The organism is Haloechinothrix aidingensis, from assembly GCF_013450155.1.
GTDB lineage: Bacteria > Actinomycetota > Actinomycetes > Mycobacteriales > Pseudonocardiaceae > Haloechinothrix > Haloechinothrix aidingensis.
Genome location: NZ_JACCKD010000003.1, coordinates 37,594 through 63,169 on the forward strand (window position 1 = coordinate 37,594; position 25,576 = coordinate 63,169).

The following is a 25,576-nucleotide window of genomic DNA, read 5'->3' on the forward strand; positions in this document are numbered from 1 at the left end:
CGCCGGTTCCGCTAGTCGCGCTCGGCGAGGTCGGCGAGCACGGCGGCCATCGTGCGGACCGGGACGCCGGTTCCCCCCTTGCCCGTGTAGCCCCACGCGCCCGTGGTGTTGAACGCGGGTCCGGCCACGTCGATGTGCACCCAGGGCAGGTCCTCGGCGACGAACTCGCGGAGGAAGACCCCCGCCACGAGCATGCCGCCCCAGCGGTTGCCGGTCACGTTGGCGATATCGGCGATCCGGGAGTCGAGCTCGCCGCGCAGTTCCTCCGGAAGCGGCATCGCCCAGCCACCCTCGCCGGTGCGCCGCGCGATGTCGGCGACCCGGTCGCGGAACTCGTCGGAGCCCATCACCCCAGGGGTCCTGTTGCCGAGCGCGACAGTCTGCGCGCCCGTCAGGGTCGAGGTCTCGATCAGGTAGTCGGGGTCGTCCTCGGCCGCCCGCGCGATCGCGTCCGCGAGGATCAACCGTCCCTCCGCGTCGGTGTTGAGTACCTCCACCGTCGTGCCGCCGTAGGTCTCCAGCACGTCCCCCGGGCGGTACGCCGTCGCCGAAGGCATGTTCTCCGCGAGCGGGATGTAGGCGGTGATCTCGAGGGGGTACCGCAGCTTCGCGGCGAGCACGATCGTGGCGAGCACGGCCGCCGCACCGGCCATGTCCGAGGTCATGTTCTCCATGCCGGCGGCAGGCTTGATCGAGATGCCGCCGGTGTCGAACGTGATGCCCTTACCGACGAGCGCGACCTTCCGGACCGGCTTGCTGCCCTTGTACCGCAGCCGCACCAGGCGCGGTTTACGGACCGAGCCGCCGCCGACCCCGAGAATGCCCCCGAAGCCGTTGCGCTCGAGATCCTGCTCGTCGAGGACATCGACGGAGAGGTCGGCGGACTCGGCGAGCTCGCGTGCCCGGTCGGCGAACACCTCGGGGTAGAGGTCGTTCGGCGGCGTGTTGACGAGGTCGCGCGCCAGGATGACCGCCTCGGCGATGCTCGTGGCGGCCGTGACGGTGGCACGGTGATCCTGGGACGACCCTTCCGCGGGGCTGAGCAGATCGACCCTGGCAAGGGACTCGCCGCCGGACTCGGACTTGTAGTCGGTGAACGCGTAGGCCCCGAGGGCGGTACCTTCCACCGTGGCCTGCGGGTCGAGCACGGAAAGGGTGGACAGCACATGCGTGGTACCGCTCGGCAGCGCCCGTGCCGCCGCGCCGGAAGCGCGCCGGACCTGCTCGGGTGTGATGCCGTCGTCGACCTTGCCGAGCCCGGCGGCCAGGACGAGACCGGGGCCGAGCCTGCCGAGGGTGGGTATCTTGACGACCTCATCCGCCTTGCCCTTGGCGCCGAGAGTGGCGAGTACCTCGGCGAGCGTGCCGTCGAACGCGGCGTCGACCGCCCGCGAGCCACTCGCGATCTCGACCCCGTCCTCGCCCTGTAGGGTCGCGATGATGATCGCTTCGCTGTCGCTTGCGGTCACAGCGTCGTCACGGCTGTCTACGAGCGCGAACTGGGGCACGGTCACGGTGACTCCTTGCGTGTCGATCGCGGGTACTTGCACCTGCCTGTCGGGCGGGCACGGATGCCATGCTATTGGCGACGCCGACGGGGACCGAACGAGAGGTCGGTGATCGCCGGTGTTGCTGGGCGCCGGACTGCTGGTGGGCATCGCCGCCGGTGCCGCGGCCGGTGGCTGGTGGATGCCGGGCGGGCTCGTACTCGCCGGGCTGTTGGCAGCGGCCGCGGAGTGGGCCCGGCGCCCGGCCTGGCCGGAGCTGCGCGCTGCGGTGGCCGCCGTATACGCGGCCATGCTGTCGCTGACGTTCGCCACCTACCTCGTGCCCGGCCATACCGCGGGCACGGCCGTGCTCCTGGTCGCCGTTTCCGCCACGGTGGTCGCGCTCGGGTGGAGGCCGGACCGGCACTTCCGGCGCCTGGTGACGGCGCTGCTGCTGGTCGCGGCCGCCGCATTCGTCGCGGTCTGCCTGGCCATCCGGCCGGTCGGCACGGGTACGGCCGGCGGACCCGCCCCGACGGTGCTCGGTGTGGCCCAGGACGTGGTCGTCTCGGCGGTGGTGCTGTTCGCGCTGTTCGCCGGGCTCGACAGGGGGCTGGACAGGGGTCAGGGGCGCGGGCCGGTCCTGTTGCGGCTGGCCGGAGCTACCGGGGTGGCCGCGGCCGTCGCGTCCGCCGCGTTGTACCAGCTGGGCCCCGAGCGGCTCGGCCTGTCCCCGGCACCGGTGCGGGACGTGCTGGTCGCGGCCGACGCGGGGGGACTGGTCGGGATCGCGCATGCCGTTGTGGCGCTGGCGACCGTGGCGGGGATGGTCGTGGTGCTCGCGGCGGCACGCGACGATCTCGGCGGGTCCGCGTTGGCCCCACGTCGCGGGATGTCCCCGCGGGCGCGGGGAATGGTGCTCACCGCGCCCCCCGCGTTACTCGCCGCCGGGCTCGCCGTCCTGCCGTCCCCGGGTACCGCGCTGCTGCTGGCCTCGTCCGTGGCGCTGGTCGCGACCGTGCTGGGGTGTGTCCGGCCGCGCGGTGCCGCCATGCCCGCCCGCCGGTCCGGCGGCTAAGCTCCCTGGCGGTACACCTCGGATGGGGGCGCGGTACGGGGCCGAGCCCGCCGACGGCACGGCAAACTTGACACAGACCTCCCTCTCCGCCGGCACACGAGATACGGTTCACCCATGACGACCTCACTACCCTTCACCCGCAACCTCAGCTCCAACCCGGCGACCCCGGAACGCGTCGCTGAGGTACTGGCCAATCCCGGATTCGGCACGCATTTCACCGACCACATGGTGACCGTGCGGTGGGACTCCGAGCGCGGATGGCACGACGCCACCGTCGAGCCGTACGGCCCGGTGACGTTGGAGCCCGCGACGTCGGTCCTGCACTACGGGCAGGCGATCTTCGAGGGCCTCAAGGCCTACCGCCAGCCGGACGGCTCCGTGGCCTCGTTCCGGCCGCAGCAGAACGCGGCTCGTTTCCAGCGCTCGGCAAGGCGCCTGGCCATCCCCGAGCTCGACGAGGAGATCTTCCTCCGGTCGCTCGAGGAGCTGATCGCGGTCGATCATCGCTGGGTGCCCGCGCAGGAGGGTGAGTCCCTGTACCTGCGCCCGTTCACGATCTCCACCGAGGCGAGTCTCGGTGTGAACCGGCCGGCGAACAGGTACCTGTACTCGCTGATCGCCTCGCCTGCCGGCTCGTACTTCGCCGGTGGTGTCAAGCCGGTCAGCGTGTGGCTGTCGACCGACTACACGCGCGCAGCTCCCGGCGGGACCGGCTTCGTCAAGTGTGCCGGCAACTACGCCGCTTCCTTCGTCGCGCAGGCACAGGCCGTCGAGCAGGGTTGCGACCAGGTCGTGTGGCTCGACGCGACCGAGCACAGGTGGGTCGAGGAAATGGGCGGCATGAACCTGTTCTTCGTGTTCGGGTCCGGGGAGAACGCGCACATCGTCACGCCCGAGCTGACCGGCACCCTGCTGCCCGGCGTCACGCGCGACTCGCTGATCACGCTGTGCCGCGACTTCGGTTACCCGGTGACGGAGCGCAAGATCTCGACCGAGGAATGGGAGAAGGCCGCGACGTCGGGAGAGCTGACGGAGGTCTTCGCCTGCGGCACCGCCGCGGTGATCACGCCGGTGGGCCGGGTGCGGCACGCAGGGGGAGAGTTCGACGTCGGCGGGGGAGACCCGGGTGAGGTCACCATGCGGCTGCGTGGTGAGCTGATCGGCATCCAGACCGGCACCCATCCCGACCCGCACGGGTGGATGCGCCCGCTGATGTGAGGCGCAGGGCGCGGCTGACGGATCCGCCTGCTACTCGGCGGCCGTGCCGGGCCCGGCGTGCACGCGGGTCGCGGTGCTGAGCATCGGAAGCAGCGCCGCACCCGCGCCCGCACCCATGTCGAACTCCAGCACCGGGTCGAGCCCCAGATGCTCGAGTGCGACGGCGTGCGCCGGTTCCGGCTCGAGGTGGGTCGCACGCCACCAGAGGCAGGCCCCTGGCGCGAGCTCGTTGGCCGCGAGCGCGGCCGCCGCCGCCGTCATCCCGTCGAGTAGCACCGGGGTTCGCCGGAGGGCGGCTTGCGCCAGGAAACCCGCGATGGCGGCGATATCCGTCCCGCCGACGGTGCGCAGGTATGCCAGCGGAGCGTGCTGCCCCCGGCGCGCGCGGCGCAGCGCGTCACGGATGGCCGCCGCCTTGCGCATCCATGCCCTGTCGTCGATGCCGGAGCCACGCCCGGCCACCGCCACCGGCTCGGCGCCTGCCAGCGCCGCGATGACGGTCGCTGCCGGTGTCGACGCGGCAACCCCGATCCCGGTGGCCAGCAGCAGGTCGGCACCGGAGTCGACCTCCGCATCCGCGATGGTCATGCCCGCCCGGACGGCGGAGACGGTGTCCCGCTCGTCGAGGGCGTTCTCGACATCGATCGCGCCGGAGGAACGGCGGACCTTGAAGCGTGTCTCGGCGAGTGACCCGTCGACATCGCCGGACAGCCCGATGTCGATGATCCGGGGGCTGACCCCCGCGAGCTCGGCGAACAGGCGCATGGCAACGCCCGCACCGGAGACAGGGGCCGTGAGGAGGTCCGCCGTCGAGTTCGTCGCGCGGGTGGACACGCTCCGTGCCGCGATGCCGTGGTCGGCGGCGAACACCACGGGGCGGGGCGCGCGCAGCGGCCGGGGCGGGAAACGCCCCTGGCATGCCGCGATCCACGCGGCCAGCTCGTCGAGAGGGCCGAGCCCGCCCGCGCGCGCCTGCGCCGTGCTGCGCTCCCCGGTCCGCCGCCGGGGCGGCACGGGGGTGCTCAACAGCGGTGTACCCGCCTGCTCCAGCGTCCTGGCCCGCGCCGTGTCGTCCGGTGGCTCGACGGGGCCGAACTCGGGAGGGGCATACCCCGTGCCGTCGTGCTCGGTAGGGCCGCCTCGGGCGTCGTCCGGGTCCGATGTCATGGCGCGGCCCCGTCAGTGCACGCGAACGGAGTCGCCCGGCTTGACCCGCGGTTTCGGCACCCGCAACCTGCGCAGCTGGGTGGCCCGCACGAAGGCGTACCAGCCGATGGACCGCCCCTTGACCACCTCGTTCGGGAAGTGCTCCCGTGCCAGCTTGGTGATCCGGCGACCGTTGGCCACTCCCTCGACCACCATGCCGAACAACATCACCGTGGTCGCCAACGTAGCGACCTGCTGGATGGCCGGGTCGGGCACCAGCAGGGACAGGAACACGACGATCGCCAGTGGCATGAACAGCCCGAGGAGGTTGCGCCGCGAGTCGACCACGTCGCGGACGAACGCCTTGACCGGGCCGCGGTCGCGAGGAAGCAGGTAGCGCTCGTCCCCGGCCATCATGCGTTCCCTGCGCTCCCTGGTCGCGGCCCGGCGTTCCTCCTTGCTCATCTTCGTGCTGGGGTTCTGCTTGCGCTGCTGCCTGCTGCGCTTGATGGCTTCCCGGGTGTTCTTCGGTGGCGGAGCCACCGGGCCCCTGCGCTTGCTCTCGGCCTCGCGGCGGCGCGGTGTCGGCCTGCCCTTTTTCGGCGTGGCCCCCTTTGTGGCGTCCTGACCGGCCTCGTTGTCGCCGGTGCCTGCCGCGCTGCCGGCGGCCGGGTCGCCCTCGGCGCCGGACTCTGCTGCTGACGTGCTGTTACGACGGAAGAAGCTCACCGGCCCAGAGTATTGTAGGCGTCACGATGATGTTCAGCCGGTCGCAGCATGTGCCACCATGAAAGGGCACGGAATACACCGTGTTGCGCCGGCGTTCGCATCGGTGAACGCGACGAACGCATGACAGCGACATCTTGAGGAGTGCCATGACGACTGCTGAGCAGAGCGGCCCCCAAACCGAGACGGCTGAATCCACGCACGGCGTGATCCTGTCCGATGCGGCCGCGGCCAAGGCGAAGGCCCTGCTCGAGCAGGAGGGCCGCGACGACATGCACCTGCGTCTGGCTGTGCAGCCCGGTGGGTGTGCTGGCCTCCGCTACCAGCTCTTCTTCGACGAGCGCACCCTGGACGGTGACCTGGTCCGCGACTTCAACGGGTTGCAGGTTGCGGTCGACCGGATGAGCGCGCCGTACGTCCAGGAGGCCGTGATCGACTTCGTGGACACCATCGAGAAGCAGGGCTTCACGATCGAGAACCCGCAGGCCACGGGTTCCTGCGCCTGCGGGGACTCGTTCAACTGATCAGGCGGGCGTCGGGTCGGCAGCCGGCTGGATGGCTGCCGGCCAGCATTCTCCGAACGACAAACGGGGCCGCGAGCACATGTGCTCACGGCCCCGCTGTATTTGGAGTTGGCTTGGGGGAGTTCGGGCCCTAGACGTACTCGTCGAGGTCCGCGATCTGTGCGCAACACCGATCGTCGACATCCCAGGTGGGTGCCCTCGGTGGCGGGGGCACCGCGCTCGTAGGCGTCAGCGCGGTCGGGAGCTCGGCGCAGTCAGCAATGAGCTCTTGCATGGTCTCCGGTTCGGTTACCTTCGTCACATCTGCTGACGGTAGAGACTCAGTGCCGAGCACAACACCCCTACTCGCAAGTAATGTCATTGCCCGGCTCGACATAGCTCGACCGGTCGACGAGACGGGCTCGGCCGGCGTGCGCTACAGCTTCACCGGGTAGTGCGGCTCGGGAACCGTGGGCCTGATGCGGCCCTCTATGAAGATCCCGTGCCAGATCATGAACACCAGCAGCGCCCAGATCCGGCGGCTGTGATCCACGATCCCGTCCTTGTGCTCGTCGAGCAGCCTGCGCACCGCCTGCTTGTCGAGCACATCGTCGGTGGCCGAGTCATCGATGATCGCCCTGGCCCACTCGTACATCTCGGTCCGCAGCCAGTACCGGATCGGTACCGGGAAGCCGAGCTTGCGGCGGTTGAGCACGTGCTCCGGGACGATCATGGCGAGTGCGCGGCGCAAGGCGTGTTTCGTGGTGGCCTTGGTGATCTTCTCGTCCAGCGGGATCCCGGACGCGACGTTGAACACCGCGGAGTCGAGGAACGGGACGCGCAGCTCCAGCGAGTTCGCCATGGTCATCTTGTCCGCCTTGACCAGGATGTCGCCCCGTAGCCAGGTGAACAGGTCGACATGCTGCATGCGCGCGACCGGGTCCCATCCCGCCGAGATGCGGTACGGCTCAGCCGTGACGTCCTGATGTCCGACGCCCTCGTCGAACGTGCGCAGGACCCGGCGTAGCTGGTCGTCGCGGAACAGCCGCGCGTTGCCGTAGTAGCGTTCCTCCAGCGGGATCGAGCCGCGGCGCAGCAGGTCCTTGCCCCGCGTGCCCTCCGGGATCCGTGCCGACACCGCACCGAGGAGCTTGCGTACCCGGCCGGGGACCTTCTCGAAGGGCGCCAGCGAGAGCGGTTCCCGGTAGATCGTGTACCCGCCGAAGAGCTCGTCCGCGCCTTCCCCGGACAGTACGACCTTGACGTGTTTGCGTGCCTCGCGCGCGATGAACCACAGCGGGACGAGGGCCGGGTCGGCCACCGGGTCGTCCAGGTACCACACGATCAGCGGCAGCACGTCCATCATCTCCTGCGCCGAGACCGTGCGCACGACATGCTTGACACCGATGGCCTCAGCCGACTCCGCCGCGACGTCGACCTCCGAGTAGCCCTCGCGCTCGAATCCGGTGGTGAACGTGACCAGGTCCGGGTTGTGCTCGCGGGCCAGCGCCGCGATCGCGGTCGAGTCGATGCCGCCGGACAGGAAGGCGCCGACGGTGACGTCGGCACGCATGTGCTTGGCTACGGAGTCCCGTAGCACCGAGGCGATCCGCTCGTGCAGCTCGGAAGCCTCCGCGTGCCCGGTCACCTTGCGCGCGGTGAACTCGGGGGCGAAGTACCGCTCGAAGACAGGGGACTCGCCGGGGGAGACGGTGAACGAGCATCCCGACTCGACCCGCCGGATGGCGCCGTGCAGCGACTCCGGTTCGGGCACGTACTGCAACGTCAGGTAGTGCTGCAGTGCCGTGCGGTCGAGCTCGCCTGCCAGCCCGAGCGTGCCGGTGAGCTCGAGGAGGCTCTTCTTCTCGCTGGAGAACGCGGTTCCGGCCGGGCCGGTGGCGTAGAACAGCGGTTTGATGCCGAACGGGTCACGCGCGCCGAAGACGACGCGGCGCTCGGCGTCCCAGATCAGGAACGCGAACATGCCGCGAAGCCGCCCGACGGCGGCCGGCCCGAGGTAGTGGTATGCGGCGATGATCACTTCACCGTCGCCTGAGGTATGGAACACAGCACCGTGCTGTGTGATCAGTTCCTCACGTAGCTCGAGGTAGTTGTAGATCTCGCCGTTGAACAGCAGGGTGTACCGCTGCCCGGCTTCCGGCGGTCCCCAGGTCAGCGGCTGATGGGAGTGCTCGATGTCGATGATCGACAGGCGGTTGAACCCGTAGATGACCTCGTCGTCGACCCAGGTGTCGCTCTCGTCGGGACCGCGGTGCCGCTGGCAGTGCAACGCGGCAGCCACCGCCGACCGCGCCTGCTGGGTGTCGTGGGTGGTGCCGCAGATCAGTCCGAGCAGGCCGCACACGGGTCCTCACACTTCCTTCGCACTCGTCGTCGCTCACCGGTCCTGGCAGGTGAGAGTCAAGTATGCCGGTCGTCTCACCGTGCCTGATCAAGCCCCGGGACAGCGCTGCACGCCCCCGGTCCGGCGGACCCGCAGCGGGCGTGTGCGCGGGATCGATTCCCTGGTCCGGGCATGCGACAGCCACGGCCCGACCGGGCCGTGCCCGGGGTGAGGGCACCTCTCCCCCTTGCGTCGGGGGGCATGGTGTTTCGGCTAGGCTCTGCCCGAGCGTTCGGAATAACTCTCTGAGGAGGCGTGGCGCAGTGACTCTGAAGGAGCGCAGCCCGGTGTCGCGGTGGTCCCGGGCCGGCAAGGCGAGTGTCCTTGCCGGCATCGTCGCACTCACGGTGACGGGCTGCTCGGCCGAGGAGGTTCTGCGATTCGGGTGGCCGGAAGGCGTCACCCCGCAGGCCGAGGAGATGCGCCAGCTGTGGACCTGGGCGACCGTGGCCGCGTTGGTCGTCGGTGTGATCGTGTGGGGCCTGATCCTGTGGTCGGTGGCGTTCCACCGGAAGAAGAAGGGCGACTCGGGCGAGCTGCCCAGGCAGTTCCAGTACAACGTTCCGCTGGAGCTGTTCTGCGTGGTCATCCCGGTCGTGATGGTCTGCGTGCTGTTCTTCTTCACGGTGACCACCGAGTTCTCGGTTCTCGACGAGGACGAGGACCCGGACGTGGCCATCGAGGTCGTGGCGTTCCAGTGGAACTGGGAGTTCCGCCACCTCGACGCCGAGACCCCGGACGGTGAACCGGTCAGCACGGTGGGCAGCACCGACGACATCCCGATCCTGGTCCTGCCGACGGACCGGTCCATCGGCTACGAGCTGCGCTCGACGGACGTGATCCACTCGTTCTGGGTGCCCGAGTTCCTGTTCAAGCGGGACGTCTTCCCGGAGCCGGAGCGCAACAACCAGGACAACACCTTCCAGAACACCATCGAGCGCGAAGGCTCGTTCGTCGGGCGGTGCGCCGAGCTGTGTGGCACCTACCACTCGATGATGAACTTCGAGGTGCGCGCGGTCTCCCCCGAGCAGTACGACGAGTACCTGGGCCTGATGTCGCAGGTCAACGAGGAGACCGGCCGGCCGTACACCACGACGCAGGCTCTCGAGGCGATGGGCCTGCCGTCCCAGGCCGAGACGACGGCGCCGTTCGACCCGGATCGCACCGCGCGCGAGCCCTCCGGCTAGCCGCAGCGGTCCGGCTCCGGGAGCGGGGTGGACACATCCGGCAGTACGTCCGGTGACGAGTTGAGAGTGAGGACTTCCGATGAAGGTCGAAGCCCGGATATTCGACATGGTGACCGTCTTCGCCGTCGTCGTGGCTGTGCTCTACGGCGTCGGCACGCACCTGTGGATGCCGTACGGGGTTGAGCCGATCGGGTTGATCGCCCTGATCCTGACAGCCGGGCTGGCGTTGATGATCGGTAGCTACTTCCGCTTCGTCGAGCGCCGCCTCACCCCGCGGCCGGAAGACCGCGACGATGCCGAGATCCACGAGGGCGCAGGCGAGCTGGGCTTCTTCAGCCCCGGAAGCTACTGGCCGGTCGCCATCGCCGCCGGGGCGGCGCTGGCCGGCATCGCCCTGGCCGTCATGCAGTGGTGGCTGGTCGTCGTCGCGGTGGTGGGCATCCTGATCACTGTGGGTGGGCTCGTCTTCGAGTACCACACCCGGTCCCCCCAGACCTAGCGTGTTGCGCTGAATGACGCTTTCAGTTCCTCTCGTGGACTGAAAGCGTCATTCAGCGCACTTACCGGAGGGTGTGGGACAGGGCGGCCCAGTCGGTGAGCAGGGTGGCCGCCTTGCCGGAGTCGATCGCCGCCGCGGCCTGCTCGGCAGCCGTGGCCAGGTCCGACTCCACCGAATCGGAGAACCCGGTGTGCGCTGCCAGCGCGCCGGCGGCATTGAGCACAACGGCGTCCCGTACCGGCCCGGGCTCGCCTGCCAGCAGGTCGCGCACCACCCGCGCGTTGAACGCCGCGTCCCCGCCACGGAGATCGGCCGGATCGGCGATGCCGAAGCCGAGCGCGCGCGGGTCGATCGACTCCCTGCGGATACCTCCGTCACGCACCACCCACGCGGTACTCGTCGTCGTGGTGGTGAGCTCGTCGAGCCCGTCGTCGCCGCGCACCACGAGCGCGCTCGCCCCCCGCTTCGCGAACACCTCCGCGAGCAGCCGTACCTTGTCCTGGTAGGCGCAGCCGATCAGGCTGGCGCCGGGCCGTGCCGGGTTCGTCAGCGGGCCGAGCAGGTTGAACGTCGTGGGAACGCCGAGCTCCTTGCGCGGGGCGGCGGCATGCCGCAAGGCCGGGTGGAAGACCGGGGCGAAGCAGAACCCGATCCCGACCTCCGCCACGCAGTGCTGGACGCCGCCGGGGGAGAGGTCGATGACCACGCCCAACTCCTCGAGCACGTCCGCGGTACCTGCCTGCGAGGACGCCGCGCGGTTGCCGTGCTTGACGACGGCCGCCCCCGCGGCGGCCACGACAAGGGCCGACATTGTGGAGATGTTCACAGAACCCGCGCGGTCGCCGCCGGTGCCCACCACGTCGACGGCGGGAACGGTGACATCCACACGGTGCGCGTGCGCGAGCATCTCCCCGGCCAGCCCGGCGATCTCGTGCGGCGTCTCGCCCTTGGCGCGCAGCGCGACGGCGAAGCCCGCGATCTGGGCAGGGGTGGCGTCGCCGGACATGATCTCGGCCATCGCCCACGCGGCGCCCGCCTCGTCGATATCGGTGCCCCGGATGAGCTGGTCGAGCACGGTCGGCCAGGTGTACCGGCTCATGTCGCGGCTCCGCGCCCGCCGGCACCGGTGGCCGTGGGCAGCTTGCGCGCGCGCAGGATGTCGGCGACGGTCTCCGCGGCCGTGACGGGGTCGAGCGGGTGCACCAGTACCGCGTCGGCCTTCGACCAGGTCGCCAGCCAGCGGTCGTCCTTGCGGAGCACGGTGACCACGATCGGCGGGCACTGCGCGAGCTCGCTGTTGAGCTGCCTGCTCACGCCCATCCCGCCGGTCGGCTGTGCCTCGCCGTCCAGGATCGCCAGGTCGACGGTGCCGGCGTCCATCTCGGCGAGCACGTCGGAGACCTGAGCGGCCTCGATGTAGTTCACTCGGCCGATGTCGGCCGCCGGGCGGCGGCCGATCGCTGTGATGATCGACTCACGTACGTCATCCCGGTGCGAGAACACCAGGATCGTGTGCGGTTCACTGCTCATTACGACCGCCTTCGACGTTGGTACTTGCTGGGGTACTTGTCGGGTACTTGCGGGAGCACCGACCGGCATGGCGATCGTAGCCGGAACTCCGGCCGTGCCCGTAAGGGCCAGGGAGTCACCAGGTGGTTCGCCCGGGCGGGTGGGCTGCCGGGTGGACGGCCGGGCGGCATGGTCCGATCGTGTAGCGCACCCTGCACGGCCGGGCGGGGTGATGATCAACTCGACCACCCGTGGCTGGCGGGATGGCGGGCTGGATGACGGACCCGGAGGTACGTCCGGGGTCAAGGGAGGACATAATGCCAGGCGTGACTACGGCAGCGCCCACGATGAGCCATCGCGTGCACTCGCTGAATCGGCCCAACATGGTCAGCGTCGGCACCATCGTCTGGCTCTCAAGCGAGTTGATGTTCTTCGCCGGGCTCTTCGCGATGTTCTTCACCGTGAAGGCCCAGAACGATACCGGCGTATGGCCGCCGATCCACCCCGAGACGGGGGAGCAGATCGAGCTGAACCTTGCGCAGGCGCTCCCGTACACGATCATCCTGGTCGCGTCCTCGTTCACCTGCCAGCTCGGGGTGTTCGCGGCCGAGCGTGGTGACGTGTTCGGCCTGCGGCGCTGGTACCTGCTCACCCTGCTGATGGGGGCGATCTTCGTCTTCGGCGGGATCACGGAGTACATCGAGCTGGCCGAGCATCATGTGACGCTCTCCTCGGTGCCGTACGGCACGGTCTTCTACATGACCACCGGGTTCCACATGCTGCACGTGATCGGCGGGCTCGCGGCGTTCGTCTTCCTGATCACCAGGACCCACCTGGCCAAGTTCACGCCCCAGCAGGCGACATCGGCGATCGTGGTCTCCTACTACTGGCACTTCGTCGATGTCGTGTGGATCGGCCTGTTCTCGGTCATCTACTTCGTGCCATGACGTCTCAGCGAGCAGTGCCAGCACCGACAGCCAGACAGCCCGAACTGACAGTAAGGTTGCCGCAGAAATGACCACCCGTCCCGATCCGGCGAAGGCAGGTAAGCGTCGCTTTCGCCCGCAACGCAGGCTCCAGCGCAAGCTTGCCGGTGCGCTGGCGCTGGCGATGGCACTCGTTGCCGCTGGTGCGCTGTATGCCGTGTTCGTCCCCGAGGCCCAGGAGGCCCGGGCGGACGCGGATCCGACGCTGCTGCGCGAGGGCGAGCAGATCTACAACAACACCTGCATCACGTGCCACGGTGCCAACCTGGAGGGCGTCGAGGATCGCGGTCCGAGCCTGATCGGGATCGGCGAGGCCGCGGTGTACTTCCAGACCTCGACGGGGCGTATGCCGATGGTGCGGCAGGAGGCCCAGGCCCCGGACAAGCCGCCGCAGCTCGAGCCGAGCGAGATCGACGCGGTGAGCGCCTACATCCACGAGCACGGTGGCGGGCCGGAACGCCCCGAGGAGACCGGTGTCGACCTGCAGGGGGACAACCCCGCGCGCGGTGGTGAGCTGTTCCGGACGAACTGCACCTCCTGCCACCACTTCACCGGCAGGGGTGGCGCGCTGTCCGCCGGTAAGTACGGGCCCAACCTGGACGGGCTCGACGAGGAAGTCATCTACACGGCCATGGCGAGCGGGCCGCAGAACATGCCGAAGTTCTCGCACCGCCAGCTCACGGAGGACGAGAAGAAGGACATCATCGCGTATGTTCAGTCGGTCACGGACGGCAACAACACCCCGGGTGGGCACCCCCTCGGCGGGTACGGCCCGATGCCGGAAGGGCTGATCGCCTGGATCGTCGGTCTGGCCGGGCTGGTTGGTGTGACCATGTGGATCGGAGCGAAGCGGTGAGCAGCGAGCCGAGAGATCAGGAGACGCACGGCGCAGGGGACGAGCGCCCGATTCCCAGCGACGCCGAGCTCTCGGAGATGAGCCGGGAGGAGCTCGTCCAGCTGGGCGGGCGGCTGGACGGCGTCGAGATCGTCGAGTACCACGACCCGTGGCCGGTCAAGGGCACGCGCGCGGAGAAGCGCTCGGAACGCCTCGTCGCCATGTGGTTCGGCCTGGCGGGCCTGTCGGCGCTGGCGTTCCTGGGCTTCTTCATCTGGTGGCCGTGGAAGTACGCGCCGCCGACCCCCGGAGACGGTCAGGACCACTTCCTGTACAGCCTCTACACCCCGCTGATCGGTGGCACGCTGGGACTGTCGATCCTGGCCGTCGGCATCGGTGTCATCCTCTACACGAAGCGGTTCATCCCGCACGAGGTCGCCGTCCAGCAGCGCCACGACGGTCCGTCTGCCGAGGTGGATAGGAAGACGGCGGCGGCGCACCTCGCCGATGCCGGTTCGCGCAGCACGATCGGCCGCCGCAAGCTGATCAAGCGGACGGCGGGCTTCGGTGCCGGTACGTTCGGCCTCGCCGTCGGTGCCTATGCCCTCGGTGGCCTTGTCCGCGACCCGTGGGGCGGCCCGGAGGGCGAGAAGGCGCTGACCACGACGCCGTGGCAGCACCGGCAGCCCGGTGAGAAGGTGTTCCTGCGCAGGCACACCGGTAACTTCGAGGAGATCTCCCTTGTCCGGCCCGAGGACCTTGCCGCGGGCGGGATGGAGACGGTGTACCCGTTCCGCGAGGAGGATCGCCACGACCACGAGGCCCTCGTGCACGCGATCAAGGCCGGGGACGCGCCCGTCATGCTGATCCGGCTGCGCCCCGATGACGCCGCGCACGTGGTCAAGCGGGAAGGCCAGGAAGACTACAACTACGGCGACTACTACGCCTACACCAAGATCTGCAGTCACCTGGGTTGCCCGACGTCGCTGTTCGAGCAGCGTACGAACCGAATCCTGTGTCCATGCCACCAGTCGCAGTTCGACGCCCTGCAGTACGCGAAGCCGGTCTTCGGGCCCGCCGCGCGTGCGCTGGCCCAACTGCCGATCACCGTGGACCCGGAGACCGGCTACTTCATCGCGACAGGGGACTTCCCTGAGCCGGTCGGTCCTGCATACTGGGAGCGCGAGTCATGAGTGAGCTGACCACACCCACCAAGGGGACGCATCCGGCCGAGCGTGCGGCCGCGGGCACGGCGAACTCGCTGGACGACCGGTTCCGCCTGTCCGGTGGCATGCGCCACCAGATGAACAAGGTCTTTCCCACGCACTGGTCGTTCCTGCTCGGGGAGATCGCGCTCTACAGCTTCATCATCCTGCTGCTGTCGGGTACGTACCTCGCGCTGTTCTTCGACCCCTCGATGGAGGAAGTCACCTACCAGGGGGCGTTCACGAACCTGCGCGGCCTGGAGATGTCCCGCGCCTACGAGTCGACCCTGGAGATCTCGTTCGACGTGCGCGGCGGCCTGTTCGCGCGGCAGGTGCACCACTGGGCGGCGTTGCTGTTCATGGCCGCGATCGTCGCGCATATGCTGCGCGTGTTCTTCTCCGGCGCGTTCCGCAAGCCGCGCGAGGCCAACTGGCTCATCGGGATCACGATCCTCGCCCTCGGCATCATGGAGGGCTTCACCGGGTACTCGCTGCCGGACGACGTGCTTTCCGGCTCGGGGCTGCGGATCATGTCCGGGCTGATCATGTCGATCCCCGTGATCGGTACGTGGGGTCACTGGCTGGCCTTCGGCGGGGAGTACCCGGGAACGGAGATCATCCCCCGGCTGTACACGGTGCATATCTTCCTGCTGCCCGCGATCCTCGCCGCACTCATCGCGGTACACCTGGCGCTGGTCTGGTACCAGAAGCACACCCAGATGCCCGGGGTGCGGCGCAAGGAGAGCAACGTCGTCGGCGTGCGCATCATGCCGGTGTTCGCGCTCAAGGGTGGCGGCTTCTTCGCTATCGTCACCGGCGTTACGGCGATCATGGGCGGCGTGTTCCAGATCAACGGGATCTGGAACCTCGGCCCCTACAACGCCTCGCAGGTCTCGGCGGCCACGGTGCCGGACTGGTATATCGCCTGGACGGACGGGTTGTTGCGGCTCTGGCCGGCGTGGGAGGCCTATATCGGCCCGTACACCCTGCCCGCGACCTTCCTGCCGTTCATGGCCGGGCTCCCGTTGCTGGTGACGGCGGCGGCGCTGTACCCGTGGATCGAGCGCAAGTTCACCAAGGACTACGCGCACCACAACTTGCTGCAGCGTCCGAGGGACGTGCCGGTACGGACCAGCCTGGGCGTGATGGCGATCACGTACTTCATGGTCACGCTGATCTCGACCGGCAACGACGTCATCGCGGACAAGTTCTTCATCTCGCTGAACGCGATGGTGTGGGCGGGCCGCATCGGCCTGCTGGTGTTGCCGCCGCTGGCCTACCTGATCACGTACCGGATCTGTCTCGGCCTGCAGCGGTCCGACCGCGAGGTGCTGGAACACGGGATCGAGACGGGCATCATCAAGAGGCTGCCGCACGGTGAGTTCATCGAGGTGCACCAGCCACTCGGCGGGGTGGACGAGCACGGCCACGCCATCCCGCTCGAGTACCAGGGTGCCCCGGTGCCGAAGAAGATGAACGAGCTGGGCACGGCAGGCAAGCCGGTGCCCGGTGTGCTGACACCCGATCCCGGTGAGGAGACGAGAGCGCTCGAGGCCGCTCGCGCGGCCCAGCACGGGCACGGCAACGGCCAGCACGGCGGGGAGGAACCCTCCGGTGAGGGTGACGTCACCACCACCCGTTCCGGCGAGCACTGATCCTGCCCTGAGCCGGCAGTGAGCTGATACGGAGCCGGTACCGAGCGCGGGTGACACGGGAGCGCACGCCCCGTGTCACCCGCGCTCGGCCGTGGCGGCCTCAGCGACCGCGTCCAGCCACCGGTACCACGGCCCCGCTGCCCATGCGGGCTCGGCCCATCCCTGGCTGGAACGGACGAGCCGCACCTCCGGGCGGGTCAACCAGCGCAGCAGTACGCGCACCTCCTCGGGTGGGGCGCCGCGCAGCGGGCCGGACGCGGGGATCACCGTCTCGGCGGCCGCGAGTAGCTGCTCGACCACCGGCATCGGGGCGACTCCCCGGCGTGCCGTGCCCGCAGCGGCCAGCCGCCCGTGACGCACGACGGCGATCTCCCACCCTCCTGATCCGTCGGGCGCCGCAGCGACCAGCTCGGCGATCGAGGCCAGCGAGGCCATGCGGTGCGCGGTACCCACGGAACGGACGACGGCCGCGAGGTCGTCCCTGCGTTGTGCGGCGAGCTCGAAGTGCTCCGCGCGGGCAAGGGCGTCGATCTCCGCCTCTGCGGCGCGTAGCGGCTCGGCGCCGTGCCCGGCCACCAGGCCGGTGACCGAGCGCGCGGCCGGTGCGTAGTCGGACACGCTCTGCTTGCCCGCGCACGGTGCGCCACAGCGCCCGAGGTCGAACTGCGCGCAGGGACTGCCCTGCGGGGAGCGGGCGGGGATGCGTTGCGTGCAGGACCGCAGGCCGGTGGCCGCGGTCAACGTCTCCGCCACGCGCTGGGCCGCGGCACGCGACCGGAACGGCCCCAGTGCCCCCTCCCGTTCGGTGCGCACGACCGACAGGCGCGGGAAGGGCTCCTCGGTCAACGCCAGCCACCACTGGCCCCGCGCGTTCTTGGCGCGGCGGTTGTACGACGGGCGGTGCGCCGAGAGCAGGCGTAGCTCGCGGACACCGGCTTCCAGCGCGTGCGCGCATTCCACGTAGTCCACGCGTTCGGCCAGCGCGACCATCTCGCGCATCTTCCCGCGCCCCTCGGATCCGGTGAAGTACTGCCGGACCCGGCGGCGCAGGTTGCTCGCGGTACCCACGTACAGGACCTCGTCCCGGGGACCTCGGAACAGGTAGACGCCGGGACGCTCCGGGAGGTGGGCGGCCATCCCGCGCTTGCGACGTTGCTCGGTGGTGACGTTCGGGAGGAAGCCGAGTAGCTCTTCGAGGGACTGCACACCGAGCGGACCGACTCGCTCCAGCAGGCCGTGCAGCACGCCGACGGTGGCGCGCGCGTCGTCGAGGGCGCGGTGCGCGGGGACGTCCGTGCCGAACAGCGCGGCAAGCGCGGAGAGCTTGCAGCTCGGCGCGTCGACCCGGGAGAGCACCCGCCGCGCGAGCCGTAGGGTGCACACCACCGGTGGGCGCGGCCACGGGTAGCCGTGCTCGGCGGCGGCCGTGCGGAGGAACCCCGTGTCGAACTGCGCGTTGTGCGCGACGAGAACCGCGTCCGTCGCGAACTCGAGAAACGCGGGCAGCACCGTGTCGATCGTGGGCGCGTCAGCGACCATGGCCTCGGTGATACCGGTGAGCGAGACGATCTGCGGGGGGATCGCGCGGCCGGGGTCGACCAGCGTGCCGAACTCGCCGAGGACCTCACCGCCGCGCACCTTGACCGCACCGATCTCGGTGATGCCGTCCTGACCGGCACGGCCGCCTGTGGTCTCCAGATCGACGACGACGAACGTGGTGTCGCGTAGCGGTGTCCCGAGCTCGTCGAAGGTCAGCTGCGCGGCCATGGGGGCACGATAAGCCACTCGGCCGACATCGCGGCCCCGGCACGGCGCGGGGTGAGACCGATACCGCGACCGACGAGTACCACGTGACCCGTAACGGTTGCGGCTCCGTTGGCGTTTCAGTGGGTAGATCACCGTACTCGGGTGGGAACCGTCACGTAAGCTGAGTTCGGTAGTTAATACCGTTAGACGGCTCGGGAGAGTTCGGTGGCTAGCTACCGTTGGACGACTCAGGCGAGTTCGGTGGCCGGCACGGCTGGACGACTGGCGTGGGTGCGTCGGTGGAGGCTGGTAAGCAACTCGCGCACGGCGAGACGGGCGGCGGGCACGCCGGTGAGCACGGGGAGGTATGCATGCGGGCTTCCGCATCGTTGCTGGCGGCCCTCGCGTTGGCTGTCGGGCTGGTGGTCGTCCCGTTCGCCTCGGCCGATGAACACTCCCCGGGTGACCCCGGCGATACGCCGGTCGAAGCGGGTGTGGCGCCGGATGCCGGGGTGCCTGACTCCCGCCCTGGGGAGGCCTTCGCCGATCCGAAGATCGCCGAGTTGCAGGAGTCGGCTACCGACGTTCAGGAGGAGCTCGACGAGCTGACCAGCCGTATCGCCGATGCGCAACGTGCGCTCGACGAGGCGACGGCGCAGCGCGAGGAGGCCGCGAGCGAGCGCGAGGAGGCCGAGGAGGCGCTGCGGGAGAAGCAGGACGAGGTCGACGACTTCTCCAGGGCGATGTACACCGGTATGGGGCGGCCGGATGACATGCGGATGCTGCTGACCGCGCAGAGCACCGAGGATGTCCTCGCCGGTTCCTCGATGATCCGGATGCTGCGTTCCGAGCAGGATAAGCGGCTGTTCGACGCGCTCGACCGGCATCGTGCCGCCGTCGACGCCGAGCGGGAGGCGAAGGCCGCGCAAGAGGCTGCCGAGGAGCGTGCCGAGGAGCTGGAACGCCGCAGCAATGACGCGTCGAACCGCGCAGACGCGATCTCGTCCGAGCTCCGCGGGCCGATCGGGGAGGCCAACGAGGCGGTGGTTGCCCAGCAACGAGCACAGGAGAAGCGCAACGCGAAGACCGCGGCGAACTGGGAGTCCTACGTCGACCGGCTCGACGAGGCGGGCATCGACCCGCCGAGCGCGGCGGCGTTGCGCGACCCGGACTCGTTGCCGTCCGGGCTGCGTACGGTGGAGGGCACCGACGGTACCCCGCAGGCGGGCGTGGCCCAGACCAGTGTGGACGGCGAACGCCTGCTCGTCCTACCCGAGGAGACGGTCGAGGCGGTCAGCAGTGCCGTGGACGCGCTGGGCAAGCCGTACGTGCCGCGGGACGAGGGCGAGGGGCCGGTCGCGTACTCCTGTGACGGGCTGGTCCGCGCGGCATTCGGCGCGGGTGGTCTCGAGCTGCCCGAGCGCGCCCCTGAGCAGCTCGCGCGGGGCGTGCGGGTGCCACATGCGGATGCGCAACCCGGCGACCTGGTGTTCATCGGGCCGGAGAAGTACGGCGTGCAGCATGTCGGTGTCGTGCTCGACGACCGCACCATGCTGGCAGCCGACGGCAGGATCGCGAGCGTAGCTGTGACCGATCTCCCCGCGAGCGATTCGGCGCTGGCGGTGGTACGGCCCGCGCTCGGCAGGCGCGACGAGGCGCGTGATGTGCCGCGGCGCGATGACGGGGAGTTGACGTGGCGCTGCGGCGGCGTCGAGCTGCCGATGACGACCGGTGGTGACACCGAGCACGACGGGGCGGGTGCCTGGGGTGGCTACCCCAACGGCATGATCCCGTCCTCTGCGCTGTGCGCTATCGGGGTATCCAGCCACACGTTGCGTTGTGACGCCGCACAGGCCTTCGTGGCGATGTCTCGCGCCTACGCCGGCGAGTTCGGCGAGGGGTTGTGCGTGACCGACTCGTACCGCACCTTCGATGCCCAGGTGGACCTGTACCACCGTAAGCCTGCGCTGGCCGCGGTTCCCGGCACGAGCAACCACGGTTGGGGACTCGCGCTGGATATGTGCGGCGGGGTGCAGTCGTTCGGTACCGCCCAGTTCCGGTGGATGGCCGAGAACGCGCCGGAGTTCGGGTGGATACACCCGAACTGGGCGCGGCAGGGCGGTGGCCGCGAAGAGCCGTGGCACTGGGAGTACGTGGGGCGCGGGTAGGCGGTGGCGCGCGGCCCCGTGTACCTGCTCGCACGGTGCGTGCGGACCCGCACGGCGGCCGTGCGGCAGAGGGGATCGACGGGCGTGCCGTGGTCGGTTCCGGTCCGTATGCCGGTTGTCACATGGGGTGACGATCCGTAGTCGCGTGCGATGAACGGTTGATCCGTTCGGTGAGCGGTGGCGTATCGCGTCATCCTTAGGTGTTGCGGTAATCACAACCTGCGATGAGCTGCTGCTCTGATGGTGTCTCGCAGATCGGGCTGCGCTGAATGGCCGAGTCGGGCTGGACGTGGCGTGTGTGGTTTCGTAACCTAGCCGAGACCTCACGGAAGGCAGTCGCCATACGACAGGAGGCGGCGCTGTGGGGTTGTCGCTGAGGCAGCTGGTCGGGGAGCTGTTTCCGGGGCTGCCGCGAGGCTGCTGGAACACCCGCAGTCTGCAGGTTCAGACACCGACTGGCATACGTGTTGCCGACCGTGTCGCGGTACGACGCGCCGTGCGGTGACGATGCGGTACCTCCGCATCGCGCGCGGTGCGAGGAGAGGGCCCCCGACCTCTCCGCTGTCCAGCCCCGGACAGGCGACCGAAGGCAAAGGAGATGTGCGCGGCGTGAAGTCGCAACATGTGAAGCGAGTGGTGTCCGGCGCGATCGCCGCTACAGCAGTCATCGCTGTGTTCGGAGTCCACGCGCCCGCCGCCGCAGACCCCGACCCACTTCCCCCGAACGCCTCGGAGGAGCTCCGGGAGTACCGCGAGCTCGTCGCCGAGGCCGAGAAGCTCAACGAGGAGCATCTCCAGGCGCAGGACGAGCTGGCCAAGGCCGAAAGCGAGTTGGAGCAGGCCGAGGCCGACCTCGCCGAGGCCGAGGACGCCAAGCAGGCGGCGCTCGCCGAGCAGCGTGAGCACCGGAAGATCGTCGACAAGTTCGCCAGCGCCTCCTACACCGGTGGTGCCGAGCTCTCCCAGATGTCGGCGCTGCTGACGGGTAACTCCACGCGCGACTACCTCGACCGGTCGGCTGCGCTCGACGTGCTCGCCGCCGACCAGAACAAGGCGGTGGAGAAACTCTCGGCTGCGGTCGAGGAGGCCAGCGAGGCCCAGCGTGACGCCGACGACGCCAAGACGCGGGCCGAACAGGCACAGGAGGCGGCGCAGCAGCTCGTCACGGACATCGAGGCCCGCCAGAAGGCGCTCGAGGAGAAGATCGCGAGCGTCGAGGAGGCAGCGGGCCTGCTGTCCGATGCCGACCAGGACATGCATACCTCCGACGCCGCCGACGCACCGTCGGAGATCGTCGCGCCGGGCCCGGCGGCGCAACAGGCCGTGGACGCGGCCATGTCCAAGCGTGGCAGCCCGTACGAATGGGGTGCGCAGGGCCCGGACACCTTCGACTGTTCCGGCCTGACCTCCTGGGCCTACAACCAGGCAGGCGTGAGCATCCCGCGTTCCAGCCGATCGCAGTCCCAGCACGGCCAGCCGATCCCGCGGGACCAGCTGGAGCCGGGTGATCTGGTGTTCTTCTACAACCCGGTCTCGCACGTGGGCATCTACATCGGCGACGGCAAGATGGTGCACGCTCCGCAGGAGGGCGACGTCGTCAAGGTGCAGAAGATGATGGAGGACGACTTCAGCGGTGCCCGCCGCGTCGCGTAACGATCGGGTGGGGCGAGCCGAAGGACTCCTCCGGTACATATGTGGTACCCGAGGACCCCTTCGGCTCGCCCCACACCCGCATGACGCGACGCGCGCTGGCGTGTCACGGTAGCCTCGGCGCGTGCGCCCAACCCTGCTTGTCACCAACGACTTCCCGCCGCGTCCCGGTGGGATACAGGCCTACCTGCACAGCCTGGCCGGTCACCTGCCAGCCGAGAGCCTGATGGTGTACGCGCCGTCGTGGGACGGTCCGGATGCGCGGCGGACCGGCTCGCACAGCGCGTTCGACGCGCGGCAGCCCTTCGAGGTGGTCCGGCACCCGGGGACGCTGATGCTGCCAACGGCCGACGTCCGGCGCAGGGCGGCCGAGCTGGTACGCGCGCACGGGGCCGAGACGGTGTGGTTCGGTGCGGCCGCCCCACTGGCCCTGCTGGCACCCGCGATGCGGCGCGCAGGCGCCGGACGGGTCGTTGCCAGTACGCACGGTCACGAGGTGGGCTGGTCGATGATGCCGGCCGCGAGGTCGGCGCTGCGACGGATCGGCGATACGACCGACGTCGTCACCTATGTCAGCGCGTACACCCGGCGGCGGGTCGCGAGCGCGTTCGGACCGCTCGCCGGGCTCGAGCATCTCCCGTCGGGTGTGGACACCGAACGGTTCCGGCCGGACCCCGCGGCCCGCGAGGTCGTTCGCAGGCGGCACGGCCTCGATGACCGGCCGACGGTGCTCTGCGTGTCCCGGCTGGTCCCGCGCAAGGGCCAGGACATGCTGGTGCGCGTGCTGCCGGAACTGCGCAAGCGCGTGCCGGGCGCGGCTCTGCTTCTGGTCGGGGACGGTCGCTACCGCGACCGCATCCGAGCGCTCGCCGAGCAGCTCGGGGTCGCCGAGCACGTGGTGCTGGCAGGCGGCGTGTCGTGGGGCGAGCTACCGGCGTACTACGCGGCGGGTGACGTCTTCGCGATGCCCGCCCGTACGCGCGCGGGCGGGCTCGATGTGGAGGGCCTCGGGATCGTCTATCTGGAGGCCTCGGCGAGCGGCCTTCCTGTGGTAGCCGGCCGTTCCGGGGGTGCGCCGGAGACCGTGCAGGACGAGGTGACCGGGCACGTCGTGGCGGGGGGCGACAGGCACCAGCTTGTCGACACGCTGGCGAGCGTGCTCGGCGACCCGTTGCGGGCCAGGACGATGGGCCGGACGGGCAGGCAGTGGGTGCACCAGCACTGGCGGTGGGACCGGATCGCGGGCAGGCTGTCCGAGCTGCTCGGCCAGGCTCCGGCTGGACAGCGGAGCTGACAGCCGGTCGCCACCCCGGCGAGCGGAGCCGTTACCGCGCCCGCCGGTCCTGCGCGGCGCCGCGCGCTCCGCGACCGGCCATGCGTAGCCACACCAGCCCCAGCACGGGCAGCAGCAGCGGGACGTAGCCGTACCCGCTGCCGAACCCGGACCACACGGTGGCTTCCGGGAACGCCTCAGGTGTCAGCATGCTGATCGTGCCCACCACGACAACCCCGAGGAGCTCGACGAGGCAGATGACGGTGGCCAGCACACGGGAGGACTCGCTGCCGCGCGCCAGGGCCACCGTCGCCAGGGCATACATCAGCGCCGCGAACGCGGACAGCAGGTAGGGCACCGGGGCCTCGTCGAACCGCGTCGCGAGCTGCACGCCCGATCGCGCGGTGGCTGAGAGGGCGAACAGGGCGTAGACGGCGATGAGCGCGCGTCCCGGACCGTGGCGCAGCGCTCCGGCCGGTGCACGCGGGCCGGCCCCTCGGGCGCCGTCAGACACCCTGACCGTCCCAGACCTGTTGCAGGCGCACGATCATGACCGGGATGGCCAGGCAGCCGACCAGCAGTACCGCGTTGCCCCACCTGCTTCGCTCGGCCAGCGCCCAAGCCGCGGCGATCGGCAGGACGAGCAGGATACCGAGCAGGTAACCGACGAACGTCACGCTCGCCACCTCGCGTTCGGCGCCCGCGAGACCGGCGATGCCGAGCACGGCCTGCGCGAGCAGGCCCACTTCGATCAGTGCCAGCGCGCCGAGCAGTATCCTGTCCGGCCCGCGATCGCGCAGCAGGCCGATCAGCGTCCACCCCGCGGCGATCAGTGCCGCGAAGACGAGGACGGTGGGTAGGTACTCGGGCACGACGTGATCCCTCCACGCGGCAGTCGCGGGGCCGTTCCTGCTGGTCGCCGGGCACGGCACGCGACACGGCGTGCCCGGCGCGCACGCGCCGTTCCCGGCGCCTCATAGGCTACACACCATGAACAGCGAGACATTGCTTGCGCTGGATGCCCAGCACGTGTGGCATCCCTACGGCCCGATGCCGGGCACGGTCGACCCGCTGCTCGTGTCCTCGGCCGAGGGAGTGCGCCTCCACCTCGACGACGGGCGCGCGCTCATCGACGGCATGTCTTCCTGGTGGGCGGCGATCCACGGTTACCGTCACCCGGTGCTGGACCAGGCGGTGCACGACCAGGTCGGCCGGATGAGCCACGTCATGTTCGGCGGGCTCACCCACGAACCGGCGATCACGCTGGCCTCGAACCTCGTGGACCTCACGCCGGAGGACCTGCAGCACGTGTTCCTGTGCGACTCCGGATCGGTGTCGGTGGAGGTCGCGCTCAAGATGTGCCTGCAGTACTGGCGGTCGGTGGGCAAGCCCGGTAAGCAGAAGATGCTGACCTGGCGCAGCGGCTACCACGGGGACACGTTCCACCCCATGAGCGTGTGCGACCCGGAAGGGGGGATGCACTCGCTGTGGCGCGGGGTGCTGCCCGAGCAGGTCTTCGTGCCCGCACCGCCTGCCGACTACGAGACCGGCCCGGACGAGTCCTACTCGCGCGTGCTCGCCGAGTCGATCGCCGAGCACGCCGACGAGCTCGCGGCCGTGGTCGTGGAACCGGTCGTGCAGGGCGCAGGGGGGATGCGCTTCCATCACCCGGAGTACCTGCGCGTCCTGCGGGAGGCCACCCGAGCCAATGACGTCCTGCTGGTCTTCGACGAGATCGCCACCGGCTTCGGGCGTACCGGCGCGCTGTTCGCCGCCGACCATGCCGGGGTCAGCCCCGACGTGCTGTGCCTGGGTAAGGCGCTCACCGCCGGGTACCTCACGATGGCCGCGACATTGTGCACCCCGCGGGTCGCCGACGGGATCTCCAGGGGAGAGCTGCCGGTACTCGCGCACGGCCCGACGTTCATGGGCAACCCGCTGGCCTCGGCCGTGGCGAACGCCTCGATCCAGCTGCTGCACGACATGGACTTCAGCTCCGCCGTCGCGCGGATCGGGGCGGGCCTGCGGTCGGGACTGTGGCAGGCGGCCGACGTCGCGGGCGTGCGCGACGTGCGCTCGCTCGGCGCGATCGGCGTGATCGAGCTGGACAGGCCGGTGGACATGGCCGTAGCCACCCGGGTCGCCACCGAGCGGGGCGTGTGGCTACGCCCGTTCCGGAACATGGTGTACGCGATGCCGCCGTACATCACCACCGACGCCGACATCGCCGCGATCACCGACGCCATGGTGGCCGTCGCGCGCGAGGCGTGACCGGGCGCGCGGCGACAAGCCGGGCCGAGC

At 69.9% G+C, this 25,576-nt stretch carries 23 protein-coding genes; 13 read left to right on the plus strand and 10 right to left on the minus strand.

What is annotated here, in order from left to right:
* Positions 1–11 precede the first annotated feature (11 nt).
* Positions 12–1,514 carry a leucyl aminopeptidase gene (locus tag H0B56_RS08560; RefSeq protein ID WP_180892458.1) on the minus strand — a complete coding sequence of 501 codons (1,503 nt, stop codon included), beginning with the start codon at positions 1,512–1,514 and terminating at the stop codon, positions 12–14.
* Positions 1,515–1,626: 112 nt separating this feature from the next.
* Here H0B56_RS08560 and H0B56_RS08565 point away from each other — a divergent pair, with 112 nt between their 5' ends.
* Together H0B56_RS08565 and H0B56_RS08570 are read left to right on the plus strand one after the other, a co-directional pair.
* Positions 1,627–2,565, plus strand: a complete 939-nt coding sequence (locus tag H0B56_RS08565) for a hypothetical protein (RefSeq protein ID WP_180892459.1) — start codon at positions 1,627–1,629, stop codon at positions 2,563–2,565.
* 114 nt (positions 2,566–2,679) lie between these two features.
* Complete coding sequence (locus H0B56_RS08570) at positions 2,680–3,783, plus strand: branched-chain amino acid aminotransferase (protein WP_180892460.1); 1,104 nt, start codon at positions 2,680–2,682, stop codon at positions 3,781–3,783.
* Between the two features lie 30 nt (positions 3,784–3,813).
* Here the strand turns inward: H0B56_RS08570 and H0B56_RS08575 are convergent, their stop codons facing one another.
* Entirely contained in the window at positions 3,814–4,950 is a 1,137-nt protein-coding gene (locus H0B56_RS08575) for a nicotinate-nucleotide--dimethylbenzimidazole phosphoribosyltransferase (protein WP_180892461.1), read from the minus strand.
* Positions 4,951–4,962: 12 nt separating this feature from the next.
* The gene (locus H0B56_RS08580) at positions 4,963–5,658 is read right to left on the minus strand and encodes a DUF3043 domain-containing protein (protein WP_180892462.1); all 696 of its coding nucleotides are present in this window, start codon (positions 5,656–5,658) and stop codon (positions 4,963–4,965) included.
* A gap of 146 nt (positions 5,659–5,804) precedes the next feature.
* On the opposite strand from H0B56_RS08580, the gene H0B56_RS08585 reads away from it, so the two are divergent.
* Positions 5,805–6,179: a HesB/IscA family protein gene (locus H0B56_RS08585; RefSeq protein ID WP_180892463.1), complete on the plus strand. Its 375-nt coding sequence runs from the start codon at positions 5,805–5,807 to the stop codon at positions 6,177–6,179.
* Between the two features lie 130 nt (positions 6,180–6,309).
* Here H0B56_RS08585 and H0B56_RS08590 read toward each other — a convergent pair whose 3' ends face one another.
* Positions 6,310–6,480: a hypothetical protein gene (locus H0B56_RS08590; protein ID WP_180892464.1), complete on the minus strand. Its 171-nt coding sequence runs from the start codon at positions 6,478–6,480 to the stop codon at positions 6,310–6,312.
* Between the two features lie 114 nt (positions 6,481–6,594).
* The gene (gene asnB / locus H0B56_RS08595) at positions 6,595–8,523 is read right to left on the minus strand and encodes an asparagine synthase (glutamine-hydrolyzing) (protein ID WP_180892465.1); all 1,929 of its coding nucleotides are present in this window, start codon (positions 8,521–8,523) and stop codon (positions 6,595–6,597) included.
* Between the two features lie 302 nt (positions 8,524–8,825).
* On the opposite strand from asnB, the gene ctaC reads away from it, so the two are divergent.
* Complete coding sequence (gene ctaC / locus H0B56_RS08600; RefSeq protein WP_180892466.1) at positions 8,826–9,749, plus strand: aa3-type cytochrome oxidase subunit II; 924 nt, start codon at positions 8,826–8,828, stop codon at positions 9,747–9,749.
* Positions 9,750–9,828: 79 nt separating this feature from the next.
* Positions 9,829–10,248 (plus strand): cytochrome c oxidase subunit 4, encoded by a 420-nt coding sequence (locus H0B56_RS08605; protein WP_180892467.1) that lies wholly within the window; start codon positions 9,829–9,831, stop codon positions 10,246–10,248.
* 61 nt (positions 10,249–10,309) lie between these two features.
* On the opposite strand, the gene trpD is transcribed toward H0B56_RS08605, so the two are convergent.
* A complete protein-coding gene (trpD, locus tag H0B56_RS08610; RefSeq protein WP_180892468.1) occupies positions 10,310–11,347 on the minus strand; it encodes an anthranilate phosphoribosyltransferase in 1,038 nt (345 codons plus the stop codon).
* Positions 11,344–11,778 (minus strand): hypothetical protein, encoded by a 435-nt coding sequence (locus H0B56_RS08615; protein WP_180892469.1) that lies wholly within the window; start codon positions 11,776–11,778, stop codon positions 11,344–11,346. The genes trpD and H0B56_RS08615 overlap by 4 nt, the downstream gene beginning before the upstream one ends.
* Positions 11,779–12,074: 296 nt before the next feature.
* Here H0B56_RS08615 and ctaE point away from each other — a divergent pair, with 296 nt between their 5' ends.
* From ctaE to qcrB, 4 genes are all read left to right on the plus strand, one after another.
* Complete coding sequence (gene ctaE / locus H0B56_RS08620; protein ID WP_180892470.1) at positions 12,075–12,704, plus strand: aa3-type cytochrome oxidase subunit III; 630 nt, start codon at positions 12,075–12,077, stop codon at positions 12,702–12,704.
* Between the two features lie 67 nt (positions 12,705–12,771).
* The gene (gene qcrC / locus H0B56_RS08625) at positions 12,772–13,599 is read left to right on the plus strand and encodes a cytochrome bc1 complex diheme cytochrome c subunit (RefSeq protein WP_180892471.1); all 828 of its coding nucleotides are present in this window, start codon (positions 12,772–12,774) and stop codon (positions 13,597–13,599) included.
* Positions 13,596–14,771, plus strand: coding sequence for a cytochrome bc1 complex Rieske iron-sulfur subunit (qcrA, locus tag H0B56_RS08630; RefSeq protein WP_343063814.1), 1,176 nt, complete (start codon positions 13,596–13,598; stop codon positions 14,769–14,771). Before qcrC ends, qcrA begins: the two co-directional genes overlap by 4 nt.
* The gene (gene qcrB, locus H0B56_RS08635) at positions 14,768–16,438 is read left to right on the plus strand and encodes a cytochrome bc1 complex cytochrome b subunit (RefSeq protein ID WP_180892472.1); all 1,671 of its coding nucleotides are present in this window, start codon (positions 14,768–14,770) and stop codon (positions 16,436–16,438) included. The genes qcrA and qcrB overlap by 4 nt, the downstream gene beginning before the upstream one ends.
* A 75-nt stretch (positions 16,439–16,513) precedes the next feature.
* Here qcrB and H0B56_RS08640 read toward each other — a convergent pair whose 3' ends face one another.
* A complete protein-coding gene (locus H0B56_RS08640) occupies positions 16,514–18,205 on the minus strand; it encodes a DEDD exonuclease domain-containing protein (protein ID WP_180892473.1) in 1,692 nt (563 codons plus the stop codon).
* A 278-nt stretch (positions 18,206–18,483) separates the two neighbouring features.
* Here H0B56_RS08640 and H0B56_RS08645 point away from each other — a divergent pair, with 278 nt between their 5' ends.
* The 3 genes from H0B56_RS08645 (at position 18,484) to H0B56_RS08655 (ending at position 23,296) form a co-directional block, all read left to right on the plus strand.
* On the plus strand, positions 18,484–20,352 hold the full coding sequence (locus H0B56_RS08645; RefSeq protein ID WP_343063815.1) for a D-alanyl-D-alanine carboxypeptidase family protein: 1,869 nt from the start codon (positions 18,484–18,486) through the stop codon (positions 20,350–20,352).
* 609 nt (positions 20,353–20,961) lie between these two features.
* Positions 20,962–22,005, plus strand: a complete 1,044-nt coding sequence (locus tag H0B56_RS08650; RefSeq protein WP_180892474.1) for an NlpC/P60 family protein — start codon at positions 20,962–20,964, stop codon at positions 22,003–22,005.
* Between the two features lie 121 nt (positions 22,006–22,126).
* Positions 22,127–23,296 (plus strand): glycosyltransferase, encoded by a 1,170-nt coding sequence (locus H0B56_RS08655; RefSeq protein WP_180892475.1) that lies wholly within the window; start codon positions 22,127–22,129, stop codon positions 23,294–23,296.
* 31 nt (positions 23,297–23,327) lie between these two features.
* Here the strand turns inward: H0B56_RS08655 and H0B56_RS08660 are convergent, their stop codons facing one another.
* Together H0B56_RS08660 and H0B56_RS08665 are read right to left on the minus strand one after the other, a co-directional pair.
* Positions 23,328–23,789, minus strand: coding sequence for a hypothetical protein (locus tag H0B56_RS08660; protein ID WP_180892476.1), 462 nt, complete (start codon positions 23,787–23,789; stop codon positions 23,328–23,330).
* A complete protein-coding gene (locus H0B56_RS08665; protein WP_180892477.1) occupies positions 23,782–24,147 on the minus strand; it encodes a hypothetical protein in 366 nt (121 codons plus the stop codon). The genes H0B56_RS08660 and H0B56_RS08665 overlap by 8 nt, the downstream gene beginning before the upstream one ends.
* A gap of 118 nt (positions 24,148–24,265) precedes the next feature.
* Between H0B56_RS08665 and H0B56_RS08670 the strand changes: the two genes are divergently transcribed.
* Positions 24,266–25,546, plus strand: coding sequence for an adenosylmethionine--8-amino-7-oxononanoate transaminase (locus tag H0B56_RS08670; protein ID WP_180892478.1), 1,281 nt, complete (start codon positions 24,266–24,268; stop codon positions 25,544–25,546).
* Positions 25,547–25,576 lie beyond the last annotated feature (30 nt).